Source organism: Oscillospiraceae bacterium (genome assembly GCA_035353335.1).
Lineage (GTDB): Bacteria > Bacillota > Clostridia > Oscillospirales > JAKOTC01 > DAOPZJ01.
This window is the reverse complement of the sequence record DAOPZJ010000001.1, coordinates 31,453-52,373: the sequence shown is the minus strand read 5'-3', so window position 1 is coordinate 52,373 and position 20,921 is coordinate 31,453. Positions and strand designations below refer to the sequence as shown.

At 53.2% G+C, this 20,921-nt stretch carries 18 protein-coding genes; 14 read left to right on the top strand and 4 right to left on the bottom strand.

Annotation, left to right across the window (positions count from 1 at the left end; translation table 11 throughout):
- The first annotated feature begins 3 nt into the window (after positions 1 to 3).
- A complete protein-coding gene (locus PKH29_00200) occupies positions 4 to 690 on the top strand; it encodes an L-ribulose-5-phosphate 4-epimerase (GenBank protein ID HNX13260.1) in 687 nt (228 codons plus the stop codon).
- Between the two features lie 94 nt (positions 691 to 784).
- Here the strand turns inward: PKH29_00200 and PKH29_00195 are convergent, their stop codons facing one another.
- Positions 785 to 1,021 (bottom strand): helix-turn-helix transcriptional regulator, encoded by a 237-nt coding sequence (locus tag PKH29_00195; GenBank protein ID HNX13259.1) that lies wholly within the window; start codon positions 1,019 to 1,021, stop codon positions 785 to 787.
- A 284-nt stretch (positions 1,022 to 1,305) separates the two neighbouring features.
- On the opposite strand from PKH29_00195, the gene PKH29_00190 reads away from it, so the two are divergent.
- From PKH29_00190 to PKH29_00175, 4 genes are all read left to right on the top strand, one after another.
- Positions 1,306 to 1,476 (top strand): hypothetical protein, encoded by a 171-nt coding sequence (locus PKH29_00190; GenBank protein HNX13258.1) that lies wholly within the window; start codon positions 1,306 to 1,308, stop codon positions 1,474 to 1,476.
- Positions 1,477 to 1,657: 181 nt separating this feature from the next.
- Positions 1,658 to 5,266, top strand: a complete 3,609-nt coding sequence (nifJ, locus tag PKH29_00185; GenBank protein ID HNX13257.1) for a pyruvate:ferredoxin (flavodoxin) oxidoreductase — start codon at positions 1,658 to 1,660, stop codon at positions 5,264 to 5,266.
- Positions 5,267 to 5,442: 176 nt separating this feature from the next.
- Positions 5,443 to 6,066 carry a ribonuclease domain-containing protein gene (locus PKH29_00180; protein ID HNX13256.1) on the top strand — a complete coding sequence of 208 codons (624 nt, stop codon included), beginning with the start codon at positions 5,443 to 5,445 and terminating at the stop codon, positions 6,064 to 6,066.
- Entirely contained in the window at positions 6,063 to 6,332 is a 270-nt protein-coding gene (locus tag PKH29_00175; GenBank protein ID HNX13255.1) for a barstar family protein, read from the top strand. The genes PKH29_00180 and PKH29_00175 overlap by 4 nt, the downstream gene beginning before the upstream one ends.
- Positions 6,333 to 6,618: 286 nt before the next feature.
- Here PKH29_00175 and PKH29_00170 read toward each other — a convergent pair whose 3' ends face one another.
- Positions 6,619 to 8,019 (bottom strand): trypsin-like peptidase domain-containing protein, encoded by a 1,401-nt coding sequence (locus PKH29_00170; protein HNX13254.1) that lies wholly within the window; start codon positions 8,017 to 8,019, stop codon positions 6,619 to 6,621.
- A 181-nt stretch (positions 8,020 to 8,200) separates the two neighbouring features.
- Here PKH29_00170 and ychF point away from each other — a divergent pair, with 181 nt between their 5' ends.
- The 7 genes from ychF (at position 8,201) to tsaA (ending at position 14,851) form a co-directional block, all read left to right on the top strand.
- Positions 8,201 to 9,295 carry a redox-regulated ATPase YchF gene (gene ychF, locus PKH29_00165; protein HNX13253.1) on the top strand — a complete coding sequence of 365 codons (1,095 nt, stop codon included), beginning with the start codon at positions 8,201 to 8,203 and terminating at the stop codon, positions 9,293 to 9,295.
- A 254-nt stretch (positions 9,296 to 9,549) separates the two neighbouring features.
- Positions 9,550 to 10,662 (top strand): recombinase RecA, encoded by a 1,113-nt coding sequence (gene recA / locus PKH29_00160; GenBank protein ID HNX13252.1) that lies wholly within the window; start codon positions 9,550 to 9,552, stop codon positions 10,660 to 10,662.
- On the top strand, positions 10,655 to 11,275 hold the full coding sequence (locus PKH29_00155) for a RecX family transcriptional regulator (protein HNX13251.1): 621 nt from the start codon (positions 10,655 to 10,657) through the stop codon (positions 11,273 to 11,275). Before recA ends, PKH29_00155 begins: the two co-directional genes overlap by 8 nt.
- On the top strand, positions 11,265 to 12,584 hold the full coding sequence (rimO, locus tag PKH29_00150; protein ID HNX13250.1) for a 30S ribosomal protein S12 methylthiotransferase RimO: 1,320 nt from the start codon (positions 11,265 to 11,267) through the stop codon (positions 12,582 to 12,584). Before PKH29_00155 ends, rimO begins: the two co-directional genes overlap by 11 nt.
- 8 nt (positions 12,585 to 12,592) lie before the next feature.
- Positions 12,593 to 13,213 (top strand): CDP-diacylglycerol--glycerol-3-phosphate 3-phosphatidyltransferase, encoded by a 621-nt coding sequence (gene pgsA / locus PKH29_00145; protein ID HNX13249.1) that lies wholly within the window; start codon positions 12,593 to 12,595, stop codon positions 13,211 to 13,213.
- 97 nt (positions 13,214 to 13,310) lie between these two features.
- Positions 13,311 to 14,228, top strand: coding sequence for a Gfo/Idh/MocA family oxidoreductase (locus tag PKH29_00140; protein ID HNX13248.1), 918 nt, complete (start codon positions 13,311 to 13,313; stop codon positions 14,226 to 14,228).
- A gap of 179 nt (positions 14,229 to 14,407) precedes the next feature.
- Positions 14,408 to 14,851, top strand: a complete 444-nt coding sequence (gene tsaA, locus PKH29_00135; GenBank protein HNX13247.1) for a tRNA (N6-threonylcarbamoyladenosine(37)-N6)-methyltransferase TrmO — start codon at positions 14,408 to 14,410, stop codon at positions 14,849 to 14,851.
- 106 nt (positions 14,852 to 14,957) lie between these two features.
- Here tsaA and PKH29_00130 read toward each other — a convergent pair whose 3' ends face one another.
- The gene (locus PKH29_00130; GenBank protein HNX13246.1) at positions 14,958 to 16,190 is read right to left on the bottom strand and encodes a lysophospholipid acyltransferase family protein; all 1,233 of its coding nucleotides are present in this window, start codon (positions 16,188 to 16,190) and stop codon (positions 14,958 to 14,960) included.
- Positions 16,191 to 16,314: 124 nt separating this feature from the next.
- On the opposite strand from PKH29_00130, the gene PKH29_00125 reads away from it, so the two are divergent.
- Together PKH29_00125 and PKH29_00120 are read left to right on the top strand one after the other, a co-directional pair.
- Positions 16,315 to 17,655, top strand: a complete 1,341-nt coding sequence (locus tag PKH29_00125; protein ID HNX13245.1) for an aminotransferase class I/II-fold pyridoxal phosphate-dependent enzyme — start codon at positions 16,315 to 16,317, stop codon at positions 17,653 to 17,655.
- On the top strand, positions 17,652 to 18,242 hold the full coding sequence (locus tag PKH29_00120; protein ID HNX13244.1) for a cyclase family protein: 591 nt from the start codon (positions 17,652 to 17,654) through the stop codon (positions 18,240 to 18,242). Before PKH29_00125 ends, PKH29_00120 begins: the two co-directional genes overlap by 4 nt.
- Positions 18,243 to 18,427: 185 nt before the next feature.
- Here the strand turns inward: PKH29_00120 and PKH29_00115 are convergent, their stop codons facing one another.
- Entirely contained in the window at positions 18,428 to 20,902 is a 2,475-nt protein-coding gene (locus PKH29_00115; GenBank protein ID HNX13243.1) for a glycoside hydrolase family 38 C-terminal domain-containing protein, read from the bottom strand.
- Positions 20,903 to 20,921: the final 19 nt, after the last annotated feature.

Genomic DNA, 20,921 nt, shown 5'->3' with positions numbered 1-20,921 from the left:
GAAATGCTCGAAAAGCTGAAAGAACAAGTCCTTGAAGCCAATCTGGAACTCGTGAAAAGCGGTCTTGTCAAATTTACGTTCGGAAACGCCAGCGGTTTTGACGCTGAGAGCAAACTGTTCGTCATAAAACCGTCGGGCGTGTCTTACAGTGCCCTGACCGCAAAGGATATGGTCGTCGTCGACCTCGACTGCAACGTCGTCGAAGGCGATAAAAACCCCTCGTCCGACACCCCGACTCATGCCGAATTGTATAAGGCCTTCCCCGGCATCGGCGGCGTGGTGCACACCCATTCGCATTGGGCGACTGCCTGGGCGCAGGCCGTTTTGAACATCCCGGTGCTCGGAACGACTCATGCCGACTATTTCAACGGCGAAATCCCCTGCACCCGTGACCTCGAGGACGACGAGATCGCCATCGGCTACGAAAAAAATACCGGTCTCGTAATCGCCGAGACATTTGAAGAACTTTCCCCCTATGAAATTCCGGCTTGTCTTGTTGCCGGGCACGGGCCGTTCTGCTGGGGCAAAGACTGTCATGAAGCGGTTTTCAACGCCGAAGTGCTCGAAGAGATCGCCGCACTCGCCTATCATTCCGACGACCTTGACCCCGAACTCCCCCAGCTCTCCGCCACCCTGCGCCAGCGCCACTACTACCGCAAGCACGGCAATAATTCCTATTACGGTCAGTAGTGTGATAATTACTATTCAAAATCGATCAAAAAACAATCAAATATAAAAATACCGGGATGCATTGAAGCGATTCGATCTCTGCATCCCTTCTTGTTTATGTCTGGTCCGCCTTATATGCATTCTCAATCTTTTTAATCAATTCGTGAGGAGGTATTTCAAGCGCATCCGCGATCCGGAACAGCGTCTCGATCGTCGGACAGCGCAGGCCGCGTTCAATTTTACTGTAATGGGTTCTTTCCAGACCCGCAAGTCCGCTTAAAACTTCCTGTGATAAGTTCTTTTCTTCTCTCTCGCAACGAATAATTTCACCGATAATATTCGCATCAATCACGACAGTGCGTATCCCCCTCTGTTGTACATATAGAACAATTTATTCTTTATCCGAAAAGTAAAAAACATATATATCCCGCCTATTGATATATTGATATTATCAAAACCGCTTTCATAATTTGAGGTCAATCGTGCCCACACTCACACCGGTTGTGACAAAATTCCCGATAAATCGTCAAAATGAGGTCACTCGACCTCTTTTTTTATTTAAATTGATGTAAAATGCAGGAAGATTGGAAAAATGTGCGGCTTCCATATTTTATGCGCGGAAGGATCAATAAAAATATGAAACGAGTGGAAATTACAATCGATGACTATCTCTATGAGTTCTACAAAAAAATCGGCGATAACATTGGTGTGAAAACAGAACAGATTATTGCCGACACCCTTCTGAAATTTGCAGGCGACCTGTCGGAAAAGATGAAAAGCGGTAAGTCCCCCGTTAAAAATTCATAAAATTTCTTTCGGCTCAAGATTCAAAAATGCAAAACCGCGCAGAAATTTATCGCATCTTCGATGAATTCGTCAGATAATGTTTACAGAAACTCAAAAAAGTGGTATCATAAGGGGTGGTGTCCCTGTGATGCCGCTTTAAACTATTTATTTTGTCATTCCAATATTCAAGGAGGTTCAATAAATGGCAAGAAAACTCAAGACCATGGACGGCAACACCGCAGCTGCGTATGTATCTTACGCGTTTACCGAAGTCGCTGCGATCTACCCGATCACGCCGTCCTCCCCGATGGCCGATGAAGTCGACAAAATGTCGGCAAACGGCGCGAAGAACGTCTTCGGACAACCGGTTCGGGTTGTCGAGATGCAGTCGGAAGGCGGCGCCGCCGGTACCATGCACGGCTCGCTGCAGGGCGGTGCGCTGACCACGACCTATACGGCTTCCCAGGGCCTGCTGCTCATGATCCCGAACATGTATAAAATGGCCGGCGAACTGCTGCCCGGCGTCATGCATGTCACTGCACGCGCAGTGGCGGCCGCGGCGCTCAGCATCAACGGCGACCATTCCGACGTCAATGCCTGCCGCCAGACCGGTTTTGCGCTGCTATGTTCCAACAGTGTTCAGGAATGTATGGATCTCGGCGCGGTTGCGCATCTCGCGTCAATCAAAGGCCGCATCCCGTTCATGCACTTCTTCGACGGGTTCCGCACTTCTCACGAACAGCAGAAGATCGAAATCTGGGACTACAAAACGCTGGCCGATATGACCGATTTCGATGCCGTCAAGGCCTTCCGGGCAAGAGCGCTGAATCCGGAACATCCGGTGCTGCGCGGCTCGGCGCAGACCCCGGACACCTTCTTCCAGTCCCGTGAGGCCTGCAACCCGTTCTATGACGACATCGTCGGCATCACCGAGGACTATCTGAATCAGGTGAACAAGACCATCGGCACCGATTACGGTCTGTTCAACTACCACGGCGCAAAAGACGCCGAAAAGGTCATCGTCGCGATGGGCTCGGTCTGCGAGACCATCGAAGAGACCATCGACTACCTCAACTCCACAGGCGAAAAACTGGGCCTCGTCAAGGTCCATCTGTATAACCCCTTCTCGGTCAAGCATTTCCTCTCGGTTTTGCCCAAGACCGTCAAGCGCATCTCGGTCCTCGACCGCACCAAGGAACCCGGCGCCATCGGCGAGCCGCTCTACCTCGATGTGATCGCCGCGATCCATGACACCGAATTCGAAGGCGTCAGAGTCACCGGCGGCCGTTACGGCATGGGTTCGAAGGACACCACCCCCGCCATGATCAAAGCGGTTTATGACAACATGAAAGACGGCGGCAAAAATCACTATACCGTCGGCATCATCGACGACGTCACCAATACCTCGCTCGAAGTCGGCGACATCGCGGACACCACACCGGAAGGCACGACGGCCTGCAAATTCTGGGGTCTCGGTTCCGACGGCACGGTCGGCGCGAACAAAAACTCGGTCAAGATCATCGGCGACCACACCGACATGTACGCGCAGGCCTATTTCTACTACGATTCCAAGAAGAGCGGCGGCGTCTCGATTTCGCATTTGCGCTTCGGCAAAAAGAAGATCCACAGCACTTATCTGATCAACAAAGCCGCGTTCGTAGCCTGCCACAACCCGAGCTTTGTCGATAAATACGATATGGTTCAGGACGTTAAACCGGGCGGCACCTTCTTACTCAACTGCGGCTGGAATGTGGACGAATTGTCCGAAAAGCTGCCGGGCGACATGAAGGCCTATATCGCCAAAAACAACATTCAGTTCTACACCGTCGATGGTATCTCGATCGGCAAAGAGATCGGCCTCGGCGGCAGAATCAACACGATCCTGCAGTCGGCCTTCTTCAAACTCGCAAACATTATCCCGATTGACGATGCCATCAAATATATGAAAGACGCCGCCCTCAAGACCTACGGCAAAAAGGGCGAAGCGGTCGTCAACATGAACTACGCCGCGATTGACCGCGGTGTCCAGAGCATCGTCAAAGTCAACGTCCCGGCTGACTGGGCCAAGTGCAGCGGCAAGTTCGCGCATCCCGAGATCACCGGCAAAAACCCGATGCTCGTCAAATGGGTCAAGGAATTCCAGCTTCCCGTCAATGCGCAGGCCGGCGACAGCATCCCGCTGTCGGTCTTTAAAGGCATTGAGGACGGTACCTTCCCGCAGGGCTCTTCCGCTTATGAAAAACGCTGCATCGCGGTCGACGTCCCGACCTGGATACCCGAAAACTGTATCCAGTGCGGTTTCTGCTCCTATGTCTGCCCACACGCGGTCGTGCGCCTGTTCGCGCTGACCCCCGATGAGGCCGCGAAAGCGCCCGAGGGTTCCAAGACCATCGACATGGTCGGTATGCCCGGTTATAAATTCTCGGTCACGATGTCTGTGCACGACTGTACCGGCTGCGGCTCCTGCGCGCAGGTCTGCCCGGGCCGCAAGGGTGAAAAAGCCCTCGTGATGGAATCGCTTGAGAGCCATTTCGAAGATCAAAAGAACTTTAACTATATGTTCGAACTTCCGGCCAAACCCGAAGTCACCGAAAAATTCAAGCCGACCACGGTCAAGGGCAGCCAGTTCAAACAGCCGCTGCTCGAATTCTCCGGTGCCTGCGCGGGCTGCGGTGAGACCCCGTACGCAAAACTTGCCACCCAGCTCTACGGCGACCAGATGTATATCGCCAACGCGACCGGCTGCTCGATGATTTGGGCATCCTCCTCGCCGTCGACTCCGTATACCGTCAACAAAGAAGGTTACGGTCCGGCATGGGGCAACTCCCTGTTCGAAGACAACGCCGAGTTCGGCTTCGGCATCTATCTCGCGGCCAAACAGCGCCGTGCGGCTCTTGCCGACACTGTCCGCGAGCTGATTGCCGCCGAATATACCACCGATGAGCTCAAGGCCGCCGGACAAGAATGGCTCGACACCATGGATGACCGCGAGGCCTCCAAGGCGTCTTCCGCCAAACTGCTCGCGGCCTGCAAAGACGGACTCGATATGACCGGCACCGAGTGGGAAGCCGATTGGCTGAAAAACGGCAAAGTCTGCTCCTGCGACGCCTGCAAACTGGCGACAAAGGTTGTCGAAGAAGCCGATATGCTGGTAAAAAAGTCAACCTGGATTTTCGGCGGTGACGGCTGGGCCTATGACATCGGCTTCGGCGGTCTCGACCATGTGATCGCCTCCGGAGAAGACGTCAACATCCTTGTCTTCGATACCGAAGTCTATTCCAACACCGGCGGTCAGGCCTCCAAGGCCTCCCAGATCGGACAGGTCGCGCAGTTCGCCGCGGCAGGCAAGGCCATCAAGAAGAAAGACCTCGCCGGCATCGCAATGAGCTACGGCTATGTTTACACCGCGCAGGTCGCGATGGGCGCCGACTACAACCAGTGCCTCAAGGCGTTCGTCGAAGCCGAAAACTATAAAGGCCCGTCTATCATCATCGCCTACGCCCCTTGCATCAACCACGGCATCAAGGGCGGTATGACCAATTCTCAGGCCGAGGAAAAACGCGCCGTCATGTCCGGTTACTGGAACTTGTTCCGCTATAACCCCGCAGCAGAGACCGACAAGTTCACGGTCGACAGCAAAGAGCCCAGTGCCGACCTCAAGGAATTCCTGATGTCCGAGGTCCGCTACAGCTCGCTCCAACTCGCTTTCCCGGATCGTGCTCAAACGCTCTTTGACGAAGCGGTGGTCGACGCAAAGAACCGTTATGACTACCTGCTGCGCCTGCAAAAGCTCTACAACGGCGAGTGCTGATCTTGTAATTATATCGAAAAAAGGAGCGGCTTCAGCCGCTCCTTCTGTATTGTATAGAGGTCACCGCAATGACCCAACACCAAGAATTTACTTTCTGTATTCAACCGCTCGTGTTATTCCTCTTGCACGTATTGGTAAAATCTCTTATAATATCCATATAAAGGGGGGATAAAACCATGAAGCAGAAAACCCGGGTCTTTGCCCGGCTGCTGCCGCTGCTTTTCATTTTTACGATTCTGACCGCTTGCTCGGCGAATGCAGTGCCCGGCGCTCCGTCCTTTGCAATTACTCCGGCATCGCAAGTTCAATCCCAAGCGCGTTTATTCTCCGAAATTTCTTCTGCCGCTTTATCCGAAGTTTCCTCTATGGTTTCGAGCAAAAAGGCCTCCTCAAAAACGTCGTCCGTCGCCTCAAAAGCCTCCGCCTCTTCGACTGCCGCTCAAACCGTCGTCGAATCCGGGTCTTATACCGCCAAAGATGATGTCGCACTTTATATTCACCTGTTTGGTCATCTGCCCGGTAATTTCATCACCAAATCGCAGGCCTCCGCGCTCGGTTGGTCGGGCGGCGGACTGGAACCCTACGCTCCCGGCAAATGCATCGGCGGCGACTATTTCGGTAATTACGAAGGCCTTTTGCCCGATAAAGACGGCAGAAGCTACACCGAATGCGATATCTGCACCCTCGGCGCAGCCTCGCGGGGCGCAAGACGCATTGTCTTTTCCAATGACGGTCTTGTCTATTTCACCGCCGACCATTACGAATCGTTCACATTATTATACGGAGATCCGAACGCATGAAAACACTGATCATCGACGGCAGACGCTGTAAAACCAGGGAACTGACTTTTGCTTATCTGGGCAAGAAGCTCGCCTTCCCGCCCTATTTCGGCAATAATCTCGACGCTCTGCATGACGTCTTATCCTCTTGCCGCGAACCGATTCATTTTCAAATGCGTTATCTGTCTTCCTTCGAATCCAATCTCGGAGTCTGGGGCATAAACCTGCTGCGGGTTTTTCAACATGCGGCGGATGAAAACAGGAATCTCACCATAGAGATTATTTAAACCCAATCACGCAAAAACGGCGGCCATGCGGCCGCCGTTTTTGTTAGGAGAAGAATTTTATGAAGAAAAAGATTATATGTGTATAAATATCTCCGGTTGATCGTTATTCCGCTTTGAAATCAAGATATTAGTAACGCGTAAATAGTGAAAGACGGCAATCATATGATTCGTTTTGCAATCAGCAAAACACCATACTTATTCATTATTCACAATCCACGCAAGTATTCAGGGATGCGAAGAACGTCACATCAGAGACGTTCTTCCGGGGTTTGCTTACGCAAACACCTTATTGTCCTTTGTCCTCATAAAGGGTGACGGTCAGGGTCAGCGTATCGGTCAAACCGCCCTTCTTACGATAAATGGAGAGTTTGATCTTATCACCGGCTTTATGTGAACGGATAATCGAGACCATCTGCGAAGTCGAGGTGATCGCTTCGCCGTCCACCGCAGTGATGATGTCGTTGACTTGAACGCCCTGCGCCGCGGCATCGGTACCGGGTACGACTTCAAGGACGAAGACGTTGCCGGGCAGATTGTTGGCTGTGACGATGTAACTCTCATATTCGCTGACGGTGATGCCGAGCCGGACTCTGCCGGTGACATAACCGTTTTTCATCAGATTATCAATGATCGGGAGCATTTCGTCGGACGGAATCGCAAAGCCGATGCCCTCGTATTCGATCTCGGCGATTTTGGAGGAGACCAGGCCGATCACCTGGCCGCTGAGGTTCACTAACGGCCCGCCGGAGTTGCCGGGGTTGACTGCCGCGTCGAACTGGAGCAGGGTATTGTAACCGGCCAGAGAGCTCTCGCGTTTTTTACCCGAGAGCACGCCGAAAGTCAGCGAGCTCGAAAGCTGTTCGCCGCCGGGGTTGCCGACCGCGAGCACGAACTGGCCGACGCCGGCCTTATCGCTCGAGCCGAATTCAACCGGTGTCAGGCCGGTCGCCTTAATTTTGAGAATGGCGATATCGGTATTGGCATCGTAAGCCACCAAGGTTGCCTCATATGTGTTTCCGTCGTTGGTCGTGACGGTGACGCTGTTGCTGTCCGCGACCACATGATAACAGGTCAGGATGTATCCGTCGTTCGAGATGATCATGCCGGTGCCTTCGGCATAGACATCAATGCTGCTCATGACATAAGTCTTGATGCCGACAACCGATTGAACGGCTTTATTATAAGCCGCTTCGACCGAGAGGTTATTTGCGCTCTCCCTCGTGATCAGCGTGTCGAGTGTGACGTTCGGCGCGCTGACGGTATTGTTGTCGGTCGGGGTGCTCACGGCGGGATTGTTAACAAGATTGCCCTTGAGCGCGCCCGCAACGCCGATGGCGGAGCCGATCATGACAAGACATGTGACAACCGCAATCACCGAAATGAAGATCTTGCTGCCCTTTGAGAGTTTTCTGCCCTTGTCTTTGCTGTCCTTGGGATTTTGCGGCTGCTGCTGCGGGACATAATAGGGCTGGGGCTGCTGCGGCTGGAATTGCTGCGGGTTCGGCTGCGAATCCGCCAAAAACCCAACCGACGGTCTGCCGGACTCCGGAACCGGTTCGAACACCGGATTTACCGGATTCGCCGAATCCACCGGATTCACAGCATCCGCGGACGGATTCGGGGACATATTCTCATCCGGCTTTTTGGGTTCGTTGGTTCCGCCGTTGTTTTCTTCGAAAAATGCCATCTGTCATACCTCCGAAACGATTTTTGACTTCCGCTGCGGGTAATATGCATCGGATATGCGCGCTTATGCTTTTCGACGGCGCTTGAAAACACCCCGCAGACGTTGTATAATGGAATTATCACGCGGTTTTGTGATGATAAAGTGATTAAAAAATTAATGTTTTGCTACGGAGATTTAAAAAATGAAAGTCGGAATCATCGGACTTCCGAATGTCGGAAAAAGCACCTTGTTCAACGCCATCACCAACGCGGGCGCTCAGGCGGCCAATTATCCGTTTTGCACGATTGAACCGAACATCGGCGTCGTAGCCGTTCCGGACAAACGCCTCGACGCGCTCGCGAAAATTTACAGTCCCCTCAAAAACACTCCCGCCGTCATTGAGTTTCTCGACATCGCGGGTCTTGTACGCGGCGCTTCCAAGGGCGAGGGACTCGGCAATAAATTTTTAGCCAACATCCGTGAAGTCGACGCCATCGTGCAAGTCGTCCGGTGTTTTGAAGACACCGAGATCATCCACGTCGAAGGCAGCGTCGATCCGATGCGCGACGTCGACATCGTCAATCTCGAACTCATTTTCGCTGATCTCGAGCTGGCTTCGCGGCGCGAAGACAAAGCCCGAAAGAGCGCAAAGGGCGACAAGAAATACGACGTCGAAGCCGATTTTTTCATGCGGCTCGCGAAACACCTCGAGGACGGCAAGCCCGCTTATTCGTTTGAGACAACCGGAGAGGACGAGGATTATTGGCTGAATAATTCCGGCCTTTTAAGCAGCAAGCCGATGATCTATGCGGCAAACCTGTCCGAAGCCGATTTTAAATCCGAGACCGAAAACAAAGGCCTCATCAAACTGCGCGAACTCGCCGCAAGAACCGGCAGCAAAGTGCTTCCCATCTGCGCCAAACTCGAAGAGGAGATCACCGAACTTACCCCGGACGAAAAGCTTCTGTTTTTAGCCGATCTCGGCATGGACGAATCGGGTCTCGACCGTCTGGTGCGAGAGGCCTACGATCTGCTCGGCCTGATCTCCTATCTCACCGCCGGACAGCCCGAGGTGCGCGCGTGGACGATTAAAAAAGGCACCAAAGCGCCGCAGGCCGCCGGTAAAATCCACTCCGATTTCGAGCGCGGGTTCATTCGCGCCGAGGTTATTTCATTTGACGAATTGATCAAAAACGGTTCAATCGCGGCGGCCAAAGAAAAGGGCTTGGTCCGCAGTGAGGGAAAAGAATACGTCATGCAGGATGGAGACGTCGTTTTATTCCGCTTTAATGTGTGATCCCTTCTCTTTCGGAGAAGGATCTCATGCGCAGTGAGAGAAAAGAATACGTCATGCGACGGAGACGTCGTTTTATTCAGTTTCAACGTATAAAACCGCATTTCACCGCCTTTTAATTTTACATTTCAGATCTGTCGGAAAAGCGCGGAAAACAAAGCCTTTTCCGAAAAATCTCTTGTCACCGAAGCGCCGGCATGGTATAATTTTATCAGAATTTAACGGATAAGAAGCCCAACGAAAGGATGGACATAAAAATGGCAGACAACGATCAAAGAGCGGCTGCATTGCAAACGGCGCTTGCCAAAATCGAAAAACGCTTTGGAAAAGGCGCTATTATGAAACTCGGCGATCCCGCCGATAAAAAAATCGACATCGTCTCGAGCGGCTCCCTCAACCTCGATATCGCGCTCGGCGTCGGAGGCATCCCGCGCGGCAGAATCATTGAGATTTACGGACCCGAATCTTCGGGCAAAACCACGCTTGCGTTACATATCATCGCCGAAACCCAAATTGCCGGCGGACAAGCGGCTTTCATCGACGCGGAACATGCGCTCGACCCGTCCTATGCCAAAAACCTCGGCGTTGACACGGATAATCTCTTAATCTCCCAGCCCGACGACGGCGAACAGGCGCTCGAGATCACCGAGCAGCTGATCCGCTCCGGCGCTGTCGATACCATTGTCATCGACTCGGTTGCGGCTTTGGTTCCGCGCAACGAAATCGAGGGCGACATGGGCGATGCGACCATGGGCATGCATGCCCGCCTGATGAGCCAGGCCATGCGCAAAATCGCGGGCGTGACCTCACATAATAACTGTATTGTCGTCTTTATCAATCAGCTGCGCGAAAAAGTCGGCGGCTACGGCAACCCCGAGACCACGACCGGTGGCCGCGCGCTGAAGTTTTACGCCTCTGTGCGCATCGACGTTCGCCGCAGCGACGCCATCAAAGACGGCACGACCGTCATCGGCAACCGCACCAAAGCCAAAGTCGTCAAGAATAAAGTCGCGCCGCCGTTTCGGGAGGCCGAATTTGACATCATGTACGGCAAAGGCATCTCCAAAGAGGGCGAAGTGCTCGACAACGCCGTCAAATATGACGTCATCCAGCGCGCCGGCACCTGGTTTTCCTATAAAGAGAATCGCCTCGGGCAGGGCCGCGACAACGTCAAGGAACTGTTATTGAACGACAAGGCGCTCTATGAGGAGATCTATAAACTCGTGCGCGAGGCCATTAAAAAAGAAGCCGCTTCCCCGAAATCCGCTCAAAAAGGCGGCATCAAAGCTGTTACCGCCGAATCGGACGAAGAGGCCGCGGAAAAGCCCAAGAAGCGGGTAGACATCGATATCACGGTCGACGATGAATAAATTCAGGCTCTCGTTTCAAAAACAAAAACAAAGCCTGACTGTGTCGGCGGACGGCGAACCGCTCTTCACCGCTTATGCGCCCGTGGTGCAAAAACAGGGCTATTCCGACGGCGACGAACTCACCGAAACCGAACTTGTGAATTTCCGCAGGCGCTGTCTGACCGAGGATTATCTGCGGCGGGCGTATTATTATCTCGGCCTCAGAGATTATTCAAAGCGCGGACTTGCGAAAAAACTCGGCGAGGATGAAGAAATCGCCCAAGCCGTTGTCGACGGGCTCGAAAGCGACGGTTATCTCGACGATGCCGCCTACGCAGCCCGCAGAGCCGGGCAACTGATCACAGTCAAAAAGCTGTCGGAACAGACGGCAATTTATACGCTCGTCTCGGAGGGCATTGACCCCGAGACCGCTCGAAATGCCGTCGCCGACCTTGACAGCGACCCCAAAGAACGAATTTCCGCCTTGCTCGAAGGGCGGTACCGCATGAAACTGCAAAAAGAAGACGGCCCGAAAAAGGCCGCTCAGGCGCTTGCCCGTCTCGGCTTTCGCTGGGACGACATCAAAAGCGCATTATCAAAATACACGGACGGAGAACAACTCAATGGCGATTAACGCGGCACTCGTAACCCTCGGGTGCGCCAAAAACCTCGTGGACGCCGAACGCATCCTATACAAGATGTATACAAACGGGATCAATATCCTCGCGGACGTCGCCGGTGCCGATGTGGTCATCGTCAACACCTGCGCTTTTATCGACGCTGCCAAGCAGGAGGGTATTGACACCATCCTCGAATACGCCGCGCTCAAAAAAGAGGGGCGCCTCAAGGGCATCGTCGTGACCGGGTGCATGGCGCAGCGTTATGCCGACGAGATCAAAAAAGAACTGCCCGAGGTCGACTGCATCATTTCCCCCGGCAATAACGACGCCGTCTGCGAAGCCGTCAAAGCCGCTGCGGCAGGTAAAAAGCTATATAAGACCAATGAGCCGGAACAATTGATTCTGACCGGAGACCGCATCCGCTCGACCCCCGACGGCTGGGCGTACTTGAAAATCGCCGACGGCTGCGACAACCGCTGCAGTTATTGCACCATCCCGTTCATTCGAGGCAAATTCCGCTCGGTCCCGATCCCCGATCTGGCCGCCGAAGCAAAAGAACTCACCGACGGCGGCGTCAGCGAACTGATTTTGATCGCGCAGGACACGACCCGCTACGGCGAAGACCTCTACGGCAGACAGGCGCTCCCCGAACTGGTGGAAGCTCTTTCAAAAATCGAAGCCCTGAAAAAAATCCGCATCATGTATCTCTACCCCGACCGTATCAGCGACGAAATCATCAATTGTTTTTCAAACAATCCCAAGGTTGTCAAGTATATCGATCTTCCGCTTCAGCACGCCGACGAAACGGTTTTAAAGCTGATGAACCGGCGCGGGAACGATAAAACACTGCTGGCGCTGGTCGAAAAATTGCGCGCACGCATCCCCGGTGTCACCCTGCGCACGACCGTGATGGTCGGATTCCCGGGCGAGAACAAAGCCGCGTTCGAAACATTATTGAATTTCGTCAAAGCCGCCAGGTTTGACCGGCTCGGCTGTTTTGTCTTTTCCCCGCAGGAGGGAACGCCCGCCGCATCCTTACCCGGTGCCTGTGCCGAACGGACTGCGAACAGCCGTATGAAGCTCATTATGCTCACGCAAAATGAGATCATGGAGCAAAAAAACCGCGAAAAGATCGGGCAGACAGTCGAGGTATTGGTCGAGGGCTATGACCGTTACGCCGAGCGGTGGTTCGGGCGCAGCGACGCCGACGCGCCCGAAGTCGACGGAAAGATTTTTTTCAAAGCAAAGAATCTGCATCCCGGCGACAGGGTCAACGTAAAATTGACCGGGGCAATCGGTTTGGATCTGATAGGGGAGATGTGAATATTAAGATGGAAACCAAAAAAGAAAAAATGAATCTTCCGAACAGACTGACGGTATTCCGGATCTTGTGCGTGCCGTTTTTTCTGTTTTTTCTGCTTGTCGGCGACATCCCGTTGAATGTCCTCTGGGCAGGCCTTATCTTCACGGTGGCAATGGTCACCGACCTGCTCGACGGGCGTATCGCGCGCAAATATAATATTGTGACCGCGTTCGGCAAGTTCTGGGACCCGCTCGCCGACAAACTCATCACTCTCACGGCACTCATTGCCATTGCCGCGCTCAGCAATTCGGCGATTTTACCGGTCGTCGTGGCCTGCGTGGTGCTTTGGCGCGAACTCCTCGTGACGGGTCTGCGGCTGACTGCCGTCAGCGGTTCGGGCAAAGTAATCGGCGCCAACATCTGGGGAAAACTCAAAACCACCTTCCAGTGCATCTATATCGGCTTTGAATTGTTCTCGATGTTTTTTACCGATAATCTTCGGCTCCCGGAAAATAGCGCTTTTTACGCCGATACCTTTGCGCCGATTTTTAACATTATCATCATGGTCACCGCATGCATCATGATCGCCTTGACCATCTGGTCCGGTTGGACGTACTACCGCGATAACAGAGAAGCGTTAAAAATGTGAATTTTTTTATTGCCTCCCTTGTCAAAGGGAAGGGGACCGCGAAGCGGTGGAGGGATTTCAACATATATTCTACAAATTTGAAAGGACCGAAGTAACCATGTTCAAAATCGGAATTATCGGCTCGGACAACTCCCATGCCGACGCGTTCTCCAAACTGCTCAACGTCGGCCTCGACCCCAACGACCCGCAGGCGCGCCTGCTCTGCCCCGATCTGAAAGCGTCGGGCAACGCGATGTTTCCGTTCCCGGATTACAAAGTCGCCGCCATCTACGGCACCGACGAAAAGCGCAACAAGGAAGTCGCCGAAGTCGGAAAAATCCCCTATATCGCCAAAACCCCCGAAGACCTTTTTGAAAAAGTCGACGGTGTGATGGTGGTCTGGCGGCACGGCGATCTGCACGCCAAGTACGCGCTGCCGTTCATCGAAAAGGGGATGCCGACCTGGATCGACAAACCGTTCACCATAAACCCGAAAGAGACCGATGCGATCTTTGCCGCAGCCAAAAAGAGCGGCGCGGTGCTCGCCGGGGGCTCGACGGTCAAATATGTCCCCGCAATTTTAGATTGCAAAAAGGCGGTCGAAGCCGCGGGCGACCAATTCAAAGGCGGCTCGATGACTTACGCGGTCTCGATGGAAAACGATTACGGCAACCTCTTCTTTTACAGCCAGCATCTCGTCGAGTGCGCGCTTGAGGTCTTCGGTTACGGCGTCAAGAGCGTTTTCGGTGCCTCCGACGGCAAGAATGCCACCGCGATTTTGAAATATGCCGATAAGGACTGCGTTTTGCACTTTGTCAGCGACAACTACCGCTACCGTGTGATGATGCACCTCGGAAAAGAGACCGATTACCGCGATTTCGACATCCCCGGCAGTTATTTTTACGGCTTCTCGGAATTCGCCAAAGCCATCGAAGCCAAAAAGACGCTGCTCTCCGAGTCCCACATGAAAGAAGCCGTCAACGTCCTCTGGGCAGTCGACCAGTCGATCAAAACCGGCAAAGAAGTGACATTATAAACTTTACCTCCCTTGTTAAAGGGAGGGGGACCACCGCAGTGGTGGTGGGATTCATTGTTGATAATATAAAAGAATTCCATTGCGTTTGTTTGACAAGCGCTTCCCCTCTTTAACAAAGGGGCATTTATAACCGGATGCCAGAATGGTTGTGGCCATTCCCGGCAGATGAGGAAATTTCTATGTTTACACCCATCGGAACCGTAAAATGCCCTGTGACCGAAAAGGTCGACCGCGACTGGGGCACCGTCATTTCACAAATCGTCCTCGCCCCCGAATATGAAAAAGGGCTGACCGGTTTGGCCGAATTCAGCCATACCCTCATCATATTTCATCTGAACGAGGCCAAATTTATCCCCGAAAAACACCTCGTCCGCAGACCGCAGGGCCGCGACGATATGCCGATGATCGGCATTTTCGCCCAGCGCGCCAAAGACCGTCCCAACCCGATCGGCATTACCGCTGTTGAGATTATCGGTGTAGATAAGAATATTTTAACCGTAAAGGGTCTCGACGCCATCGACGGCACTCCGGTGCTCGATATCAAGCCCTACTATCCGCAATACGACAAAAAAGACGCCTCCACCCCCAACTGGGTGGAAACGCTGATGGAAACCTATTTTTAACCGTGTAAAGTAAAATGAAATACCCCAAAAATTCCCCTCTTTGGAGGGGTGGCACGAAGTGCCGGGGTGGTCTATTATAAAAAGAGCGCCATCCGGCGCTCTTTGTTTATAAGTAATGCCTTCCCGTCAAAAATCGCCAAAGCGCCACATATTTAAACACCGGCCATTCATGTTTTGACGCAGCCTCGTAATACCGTCCGCCGCAGGTGAACAGCAACCTGCTCGAGCGGTGGCTTGCCATCCTTCCGATTTCGGACATCATAAAACACCTCGCTTTTTCGCCGTCGGAGAATTCCAACCGATCGCTGTATAGCCGAATCCGCAGGTCTTTGATCAAGGGGTGACGTCGCTTTCCGCCCGAAGTCCCGAGCAACTTCAGCCCTTTGTGCGATTGCCCGCCATCAGCGGTAATCGGCAGGATATGATCCTGCTTCCATATCGGAATCTGCTCTTTGATATATTCCCGCTGCCACAGATCCCAGTCCAAAACATTGTTGAAAACGATATCCTGCCCGATAAAAAATCCATTTTCGCCGAGTGTGACCCGATAACCGCAATCGCAGAAATAATCGTTTTTTTTGCTGTGCATCGTCCCGACTCCATGGCATTTCGGACAGACGAACAACGCATTCTCCAACCCTTCCGCAAACGATTTGCCGCGATAACGTTTTGGGTTTTTGCTCTGCTCCTCATAAGCGTTGACGTATAGATCTCCCGCAATCGCCGCGTTGATCTCGTCAACGCTCATTTTGTCAAGCTCTTCACGCGTGTATTCACGCACGATTTTCCCCTCGGCGGGTCCGCGTCTCGGGTGTTTTGCCCATACCGGATAACAGAGATATCCGCCTGTGATGCGGCAGGTGATTAACCCGCCGGCACTGTTTTTTACCAAATCACCCGTCCGCGGGGAAAAATACCCGCTCTGCCCATTGACCGAGACGACCCCCTCGGGGAACATCGCTACGCTGATGCCGAGCCGCAGATTGATCCGGATGTATTGCACGGTATCGTCGGCGCTTGCGCCTTTTTTTCGCGGGATCGGATTGACCAGAAACGAAACAAGTTTTCCGGCGGGCCCTTCGGTCAATTGTTCGGTCGCCACAAAACGGATATAGCCCGGCAGCAATAAGGAGGCCAAGAACGGGTCGCAGTCATTGGTATGATTGATCAGCAGTAAAAACGCCCCTTCTTTGGGCGTATATTTTTCAAACCGGAAATTAAATTTTTTCCTGATATAGACTCCGAGCGTATGCCTGATAAACTCCTGCATAAAACGGTTGCGGGATAACCCCCCGGTCCATCTCGCCTCGCCGCATCGGTTTTTGTCGGGTTCAGCCATAAAGATCCCCTTTCATCCGAAGATGATTATATCATCCGGGAGATATTGCCGCAACATAATTTTGGCATTGTCAAATCTCTCGGCATCTGATATACTGAGCTTAATTCATCACGGAGGTGCTTTTATGAGCAAACCGGCATTTTTGGGCGGCCCGAAAACCGTAACCCTCGATTTCGCGGAGGAGATGCGCTGGCCGATCTACGGCGAAGAAGAGGAAAAAGCGATTCTGGACGTACTCCATCGTGCGGCTATGAGCGGCACGGATATCACGATCAAATTCGAAAATGAATTCGCCAAATGGATGGGTTTGAAATATGCGGTCGGCTACACCAGCGGCACGATGGCGCTTGCGGCCGCGATGTTTTCCGTCGGGCTCGGGCGCGGCGACGAGCTGATCTGCCCGTCGCTGACCTATTGGGCTTCCTGCATTCAAGCCTACTTATTCGGCGCGACGCCGGTATTCTGCGACGTCGACCCGAACACCCTCTGCATCGATCCGAAAGACTTTGAGCGCCGCATCACCCCGAACACCAAGGCGGTCATGGTTGTCCATTACATAGGCCATCCCGCCGATATGGATGCGATTATGGCCATCGCGAAAAAACACAACATCAAGGTCATCGAAGACGTCTCACACGCCCAGGGCGGCCTGTATAAAGGTAAAAAGCTCGGCACTTTCGGCGACGTCGCCGCTATGAGCCTGATGAGCGGAAAATCGTTCGCCATCGGGGAAGCCGGCATCTTTGTCACGAACGACCGCAGGTCTTATGAGCGCGCGCTGGTCTACGGGCATTACGAGAGAAATAATACCGACAACATCACCGAACCGGATCTGCTCCCGCTGGTCGGCCTTCCGCTCGGAAGTGTCAAGGGCAGAGTCCATCAGATGTCCTCAGCCGTCGGCCTGATCCAATTGAAATACTACGACGAGCGCTGCGTTGAAATCCGCAAGGCGATGAATTATTTCTGGGATCAGCTCGAAGGCACTCCCGGCATCCGCGCCCACCGCGTCGACGAAAAGACCGGCTCGACCATGGCGGGCTGGTACTACGCCCACGGACTCTATAAAGCCGAAGAACTCGGCGGCCTTCCGATCGCCAAATTCTGCGCCGCCGTGCGCGCCGAGGGTGTGCCCGATGTCAACCCAGGCGCCAACCGCCCGCTTCACACCCACCCGATGATGCAGACCGCCGATCTCTACCGCGACGGAAAACCGACCCGCATCGCTTTCACCGAGACCGATGTGCGCGAAGCCACCGCATCCCTTCCGGTCTCAGCCGCGATCAACAGCCAAATCTATTCGGTTCCGTGGGTTAAAAAATACAACAAAGCGCTCATCGACCAATTTGTCGCGGCGTTCAAAAAAGTCAGCGCGAATTATAAAGAACTGCTTGCTGACCCGACCGAATTTCCCGAACCCGCCGGCGTCTGGTTCACCTTCGGCGCCAAAAAACCCGAAAAATGATTCTCGATCTATCCCACCGTCTCACCGACAATACGCCGGCTTACCCCGGCGACCCGGATTTTCGTTTGACTAAACGCGAAGGCACGATCGGTTATGTCTCTTATAAAATCAGCGGCTGTCTGCATAACGGCACCCATGTCGATCTGCCGATGCATCAGTTGTTCGGCGGCACGACCTGTGCCGATTTTCCGCCGGACCGCTTTTTCGGCGACGGGCAGGTGCTTGACGTACGCGGCAAAACGGTCATCACCTGTGCCGATTTTGATTTGATCCCGGGATATATCCCGCTGTTTTTCACCGGCTGGGACAAGGCCTTCGGCAAACCCGAATACTTTACCGCTCACCCCATGCTCGACATGAGCGCCGCCGAAAAACTGGCTTCCGCCGGGGTCAAATTAATCGGCCTCGACTTCCCGTCCCCCGATGCTCTGCCGTTCACGGTGCATTTGTATTTACTCGAACACGATATCTGCATCGTCGAAAACCTGAGAGACCTTGAACAACTGCGCGGCCCGTTCAAATTCAGCGCCTTTCCCCTCGCCCTCGAAGCCGAAGCCTCGTTGGTGCGGGCAATCGCTATCGTCTAGTTGACAGCTCGCAATGAAAAGTGCAAAGTGATATATAATTCCTTACTTTGAGGGGTGGCATGGCAGAACTGCGATGGGTGGTTCTAATAATATCGCCGCGCGGTATTAAATTTTTCACTCTTCACTGTTCCTAAGATCTTAAAGAAATTAACCGACAGCCATAGCTGCCGGTTTATTTCTTGCTTTTACTCTTCGATCAAATTGACTTCTTTGACTTTCCCGTCTGTGATTTTAAACGCCTTGATCTCGCACGGGCCGAATGAAGTTTTAATTTCCGTGTTGAGCCACGGCAATTTCACGCAGGCCGCGCCGCCTTTGCCGTTGCATTCGTAGAGCCGCGCGATCACGCCGTCCCCGTCCTCGGCCTCTTTCATCGCCGATAAAATTACGTTTTCATTGTCGATTTCAACGCCGCCGAAGGTCTGAGGCATCTTTCCTTTGTGATAGGTCTCCGTCACATGAACCGCAGGGCTGTTGAGCTCCCACGCGCGCCGAACCACTCCGGCATCGGCAAACGAACCCGTATACGGTTTGATGATATACTTAAACGTGTGCTCCCCTTGTTCCTGATATTCGCACAAATCATCACGGAAAGGAATGTTGTACGCCGCTTCCGCATAGACCGCGCCGCGCAGCACGGTCAGACGAATCTCATTTTCCTTGATATCATAGGCATATTTTCCGTTGTTGAGAATCGCAAGGCCTTGTTTTCCGTCCTCGACGGCCGCCCAGCTCTGCGCGGGTTCTTCCATCCCGTCCGCTTGCTTTGTGATAAAGCCGTACGGGATCTCGTAAACCGCTTTCGGGCCGCTCGTCTTAGTCTCGAAAGCCAATTTGAGCAGCTTGTGCTTTTCTTTCCAAAACACCTTCGCCTCGACCTCGACGTCGGTTCCGTCGGGATAGAGCGTGAAAATCTGTTCAAGTTCACTGACCGGTCCGAAGACCGACCGAACCATCACACGGGCGCGGACCGGGCCGTTTTCGAGAACGCGAATTTCGGCTTTTTCAAAGACACCGATCTCATTTCTGAAGCTGAAAACGCCGATTCCCCAGGTATCGAGTTCGGTTTCGTCAATCACGACCGGTCTTGCGCCCGCACCCGCAAGCAGTTCCCGCCCGCTGACCTTGTCATAAATGCTCATTAAAAATCCGGTTTTGCGGTCGAACTCAATCCGGATAAAATTGTTTTCCATATAAAATTCGGTTGCCCGAAGCGGAAGCGGCCTCGGCGCCGGTTTGGATTCTTTCAGATAGACCCAGTAGGTGCGGTAGCCCATCGCCGGGAGATCGGCGCGAAACAGCGTCGAATACCGCCCGCCCGCGCCGTGAAACTGCGGGTCACGAACTTTTTGGAAAGCAATCGCATTCCCCGCTTCATCGGTCAAACCCGCAATCTTGTCCTTGTTCAGATGCACCGCAGCGCGCACCGGCCAGGAAAGCGGGTTATATACGACGACCGGGGCGCCTTTGTTCTCCATCTCCCAAATGGCGCCGTCCATATCTTTTGACAGATACCGCACACCCCGTTCGGTGTCGACCGCCCACGAAATTTTTTGCAAGGCCATATTATAGGTCTCGGACGCGATCGTCAGCGCCTCACCGTAGAATTCGTCGGTATCTTCATAAGCAGCTTTGATCGAGCAGCCGCCCATCACGTCGTGGAATTGGTTGAACAGCATCTTTTCCCAACCTTTTTCAAGCCGTTCGCAGTCATATTTTAACCCGAGCGTCTTATCCGCCAGCACAGCGCATTTTTCTGCGGCCATCAGCGTCTGTTCGGATTTGCGGTTAAGATATTTGGTCGTGCTGTGCGTGGAGTAACACCCGCTCGCAAAATGCTGCAAATCGCCTTTCAACACCGCAAACGGCTCACTGTCTTCTTTTTTTCGGATTTCCGCAAAATACCGATCCGGCGAGGAAAAGATAAATTCGACCATTGCCTCCGCCTGCTGCGCCCTGCGCAGCAGCTCGACGCTTTCGATCGTCGGACCGCCGCCGTGATTGCAAACGCCGAAAAATGCCATCAGCTCGCTCCGGCCGCTCTCCGAAGCGACTTTTTCAAAATTACCGGGATGTTCTTCGTTCACCGCGCCGACAAAACATTTTCGCGGAATTTTATAAGTCAAAAGCCGCGTCCCATCCACGCCTTCCCAATAAAACGGCATGCCTTCGGGGAACGGATAATGTTTTTCAACCCCGTTTTCGGGCCTCATGATCACATAGCCCTCGAAACCGCTTTTTGCATAGATCTGCGGCAGATTGCCGTTGTGGCCGAACGAGTCGATGTTATAACCGATCTTGGCTTTTAAGCCGAATGTCTTTTGGAAATAACGCTGGCTGTAAAGAGCTTGCCGCACAAAACTCTCGCCCGACGGGATGTTGCAGTCGGGTTGAATCCACCATCCGCCGACCACGCACCATTTCCCCGCTTGGACGGCAGCTTTGATTTTATCGAACATCTCCGGCTCGGAGTCCTCAATCCACTTGTAATAGGCTGCACAAGCCGTGGTAAAGATAAAATCGTCGAATTGTTCGATCCGGTCGAGCGCGCTTTGAAAAGTCGCCTTGATCTCAGCGTACCCTTCCTGCCAGCGCCAGAGCCAAATGGGGTCGAGATGCGCATTTCCGATCAGATGAACGCGGACCTTTTTGTCTTCCATCTCAATTTCCTTTCTCGTG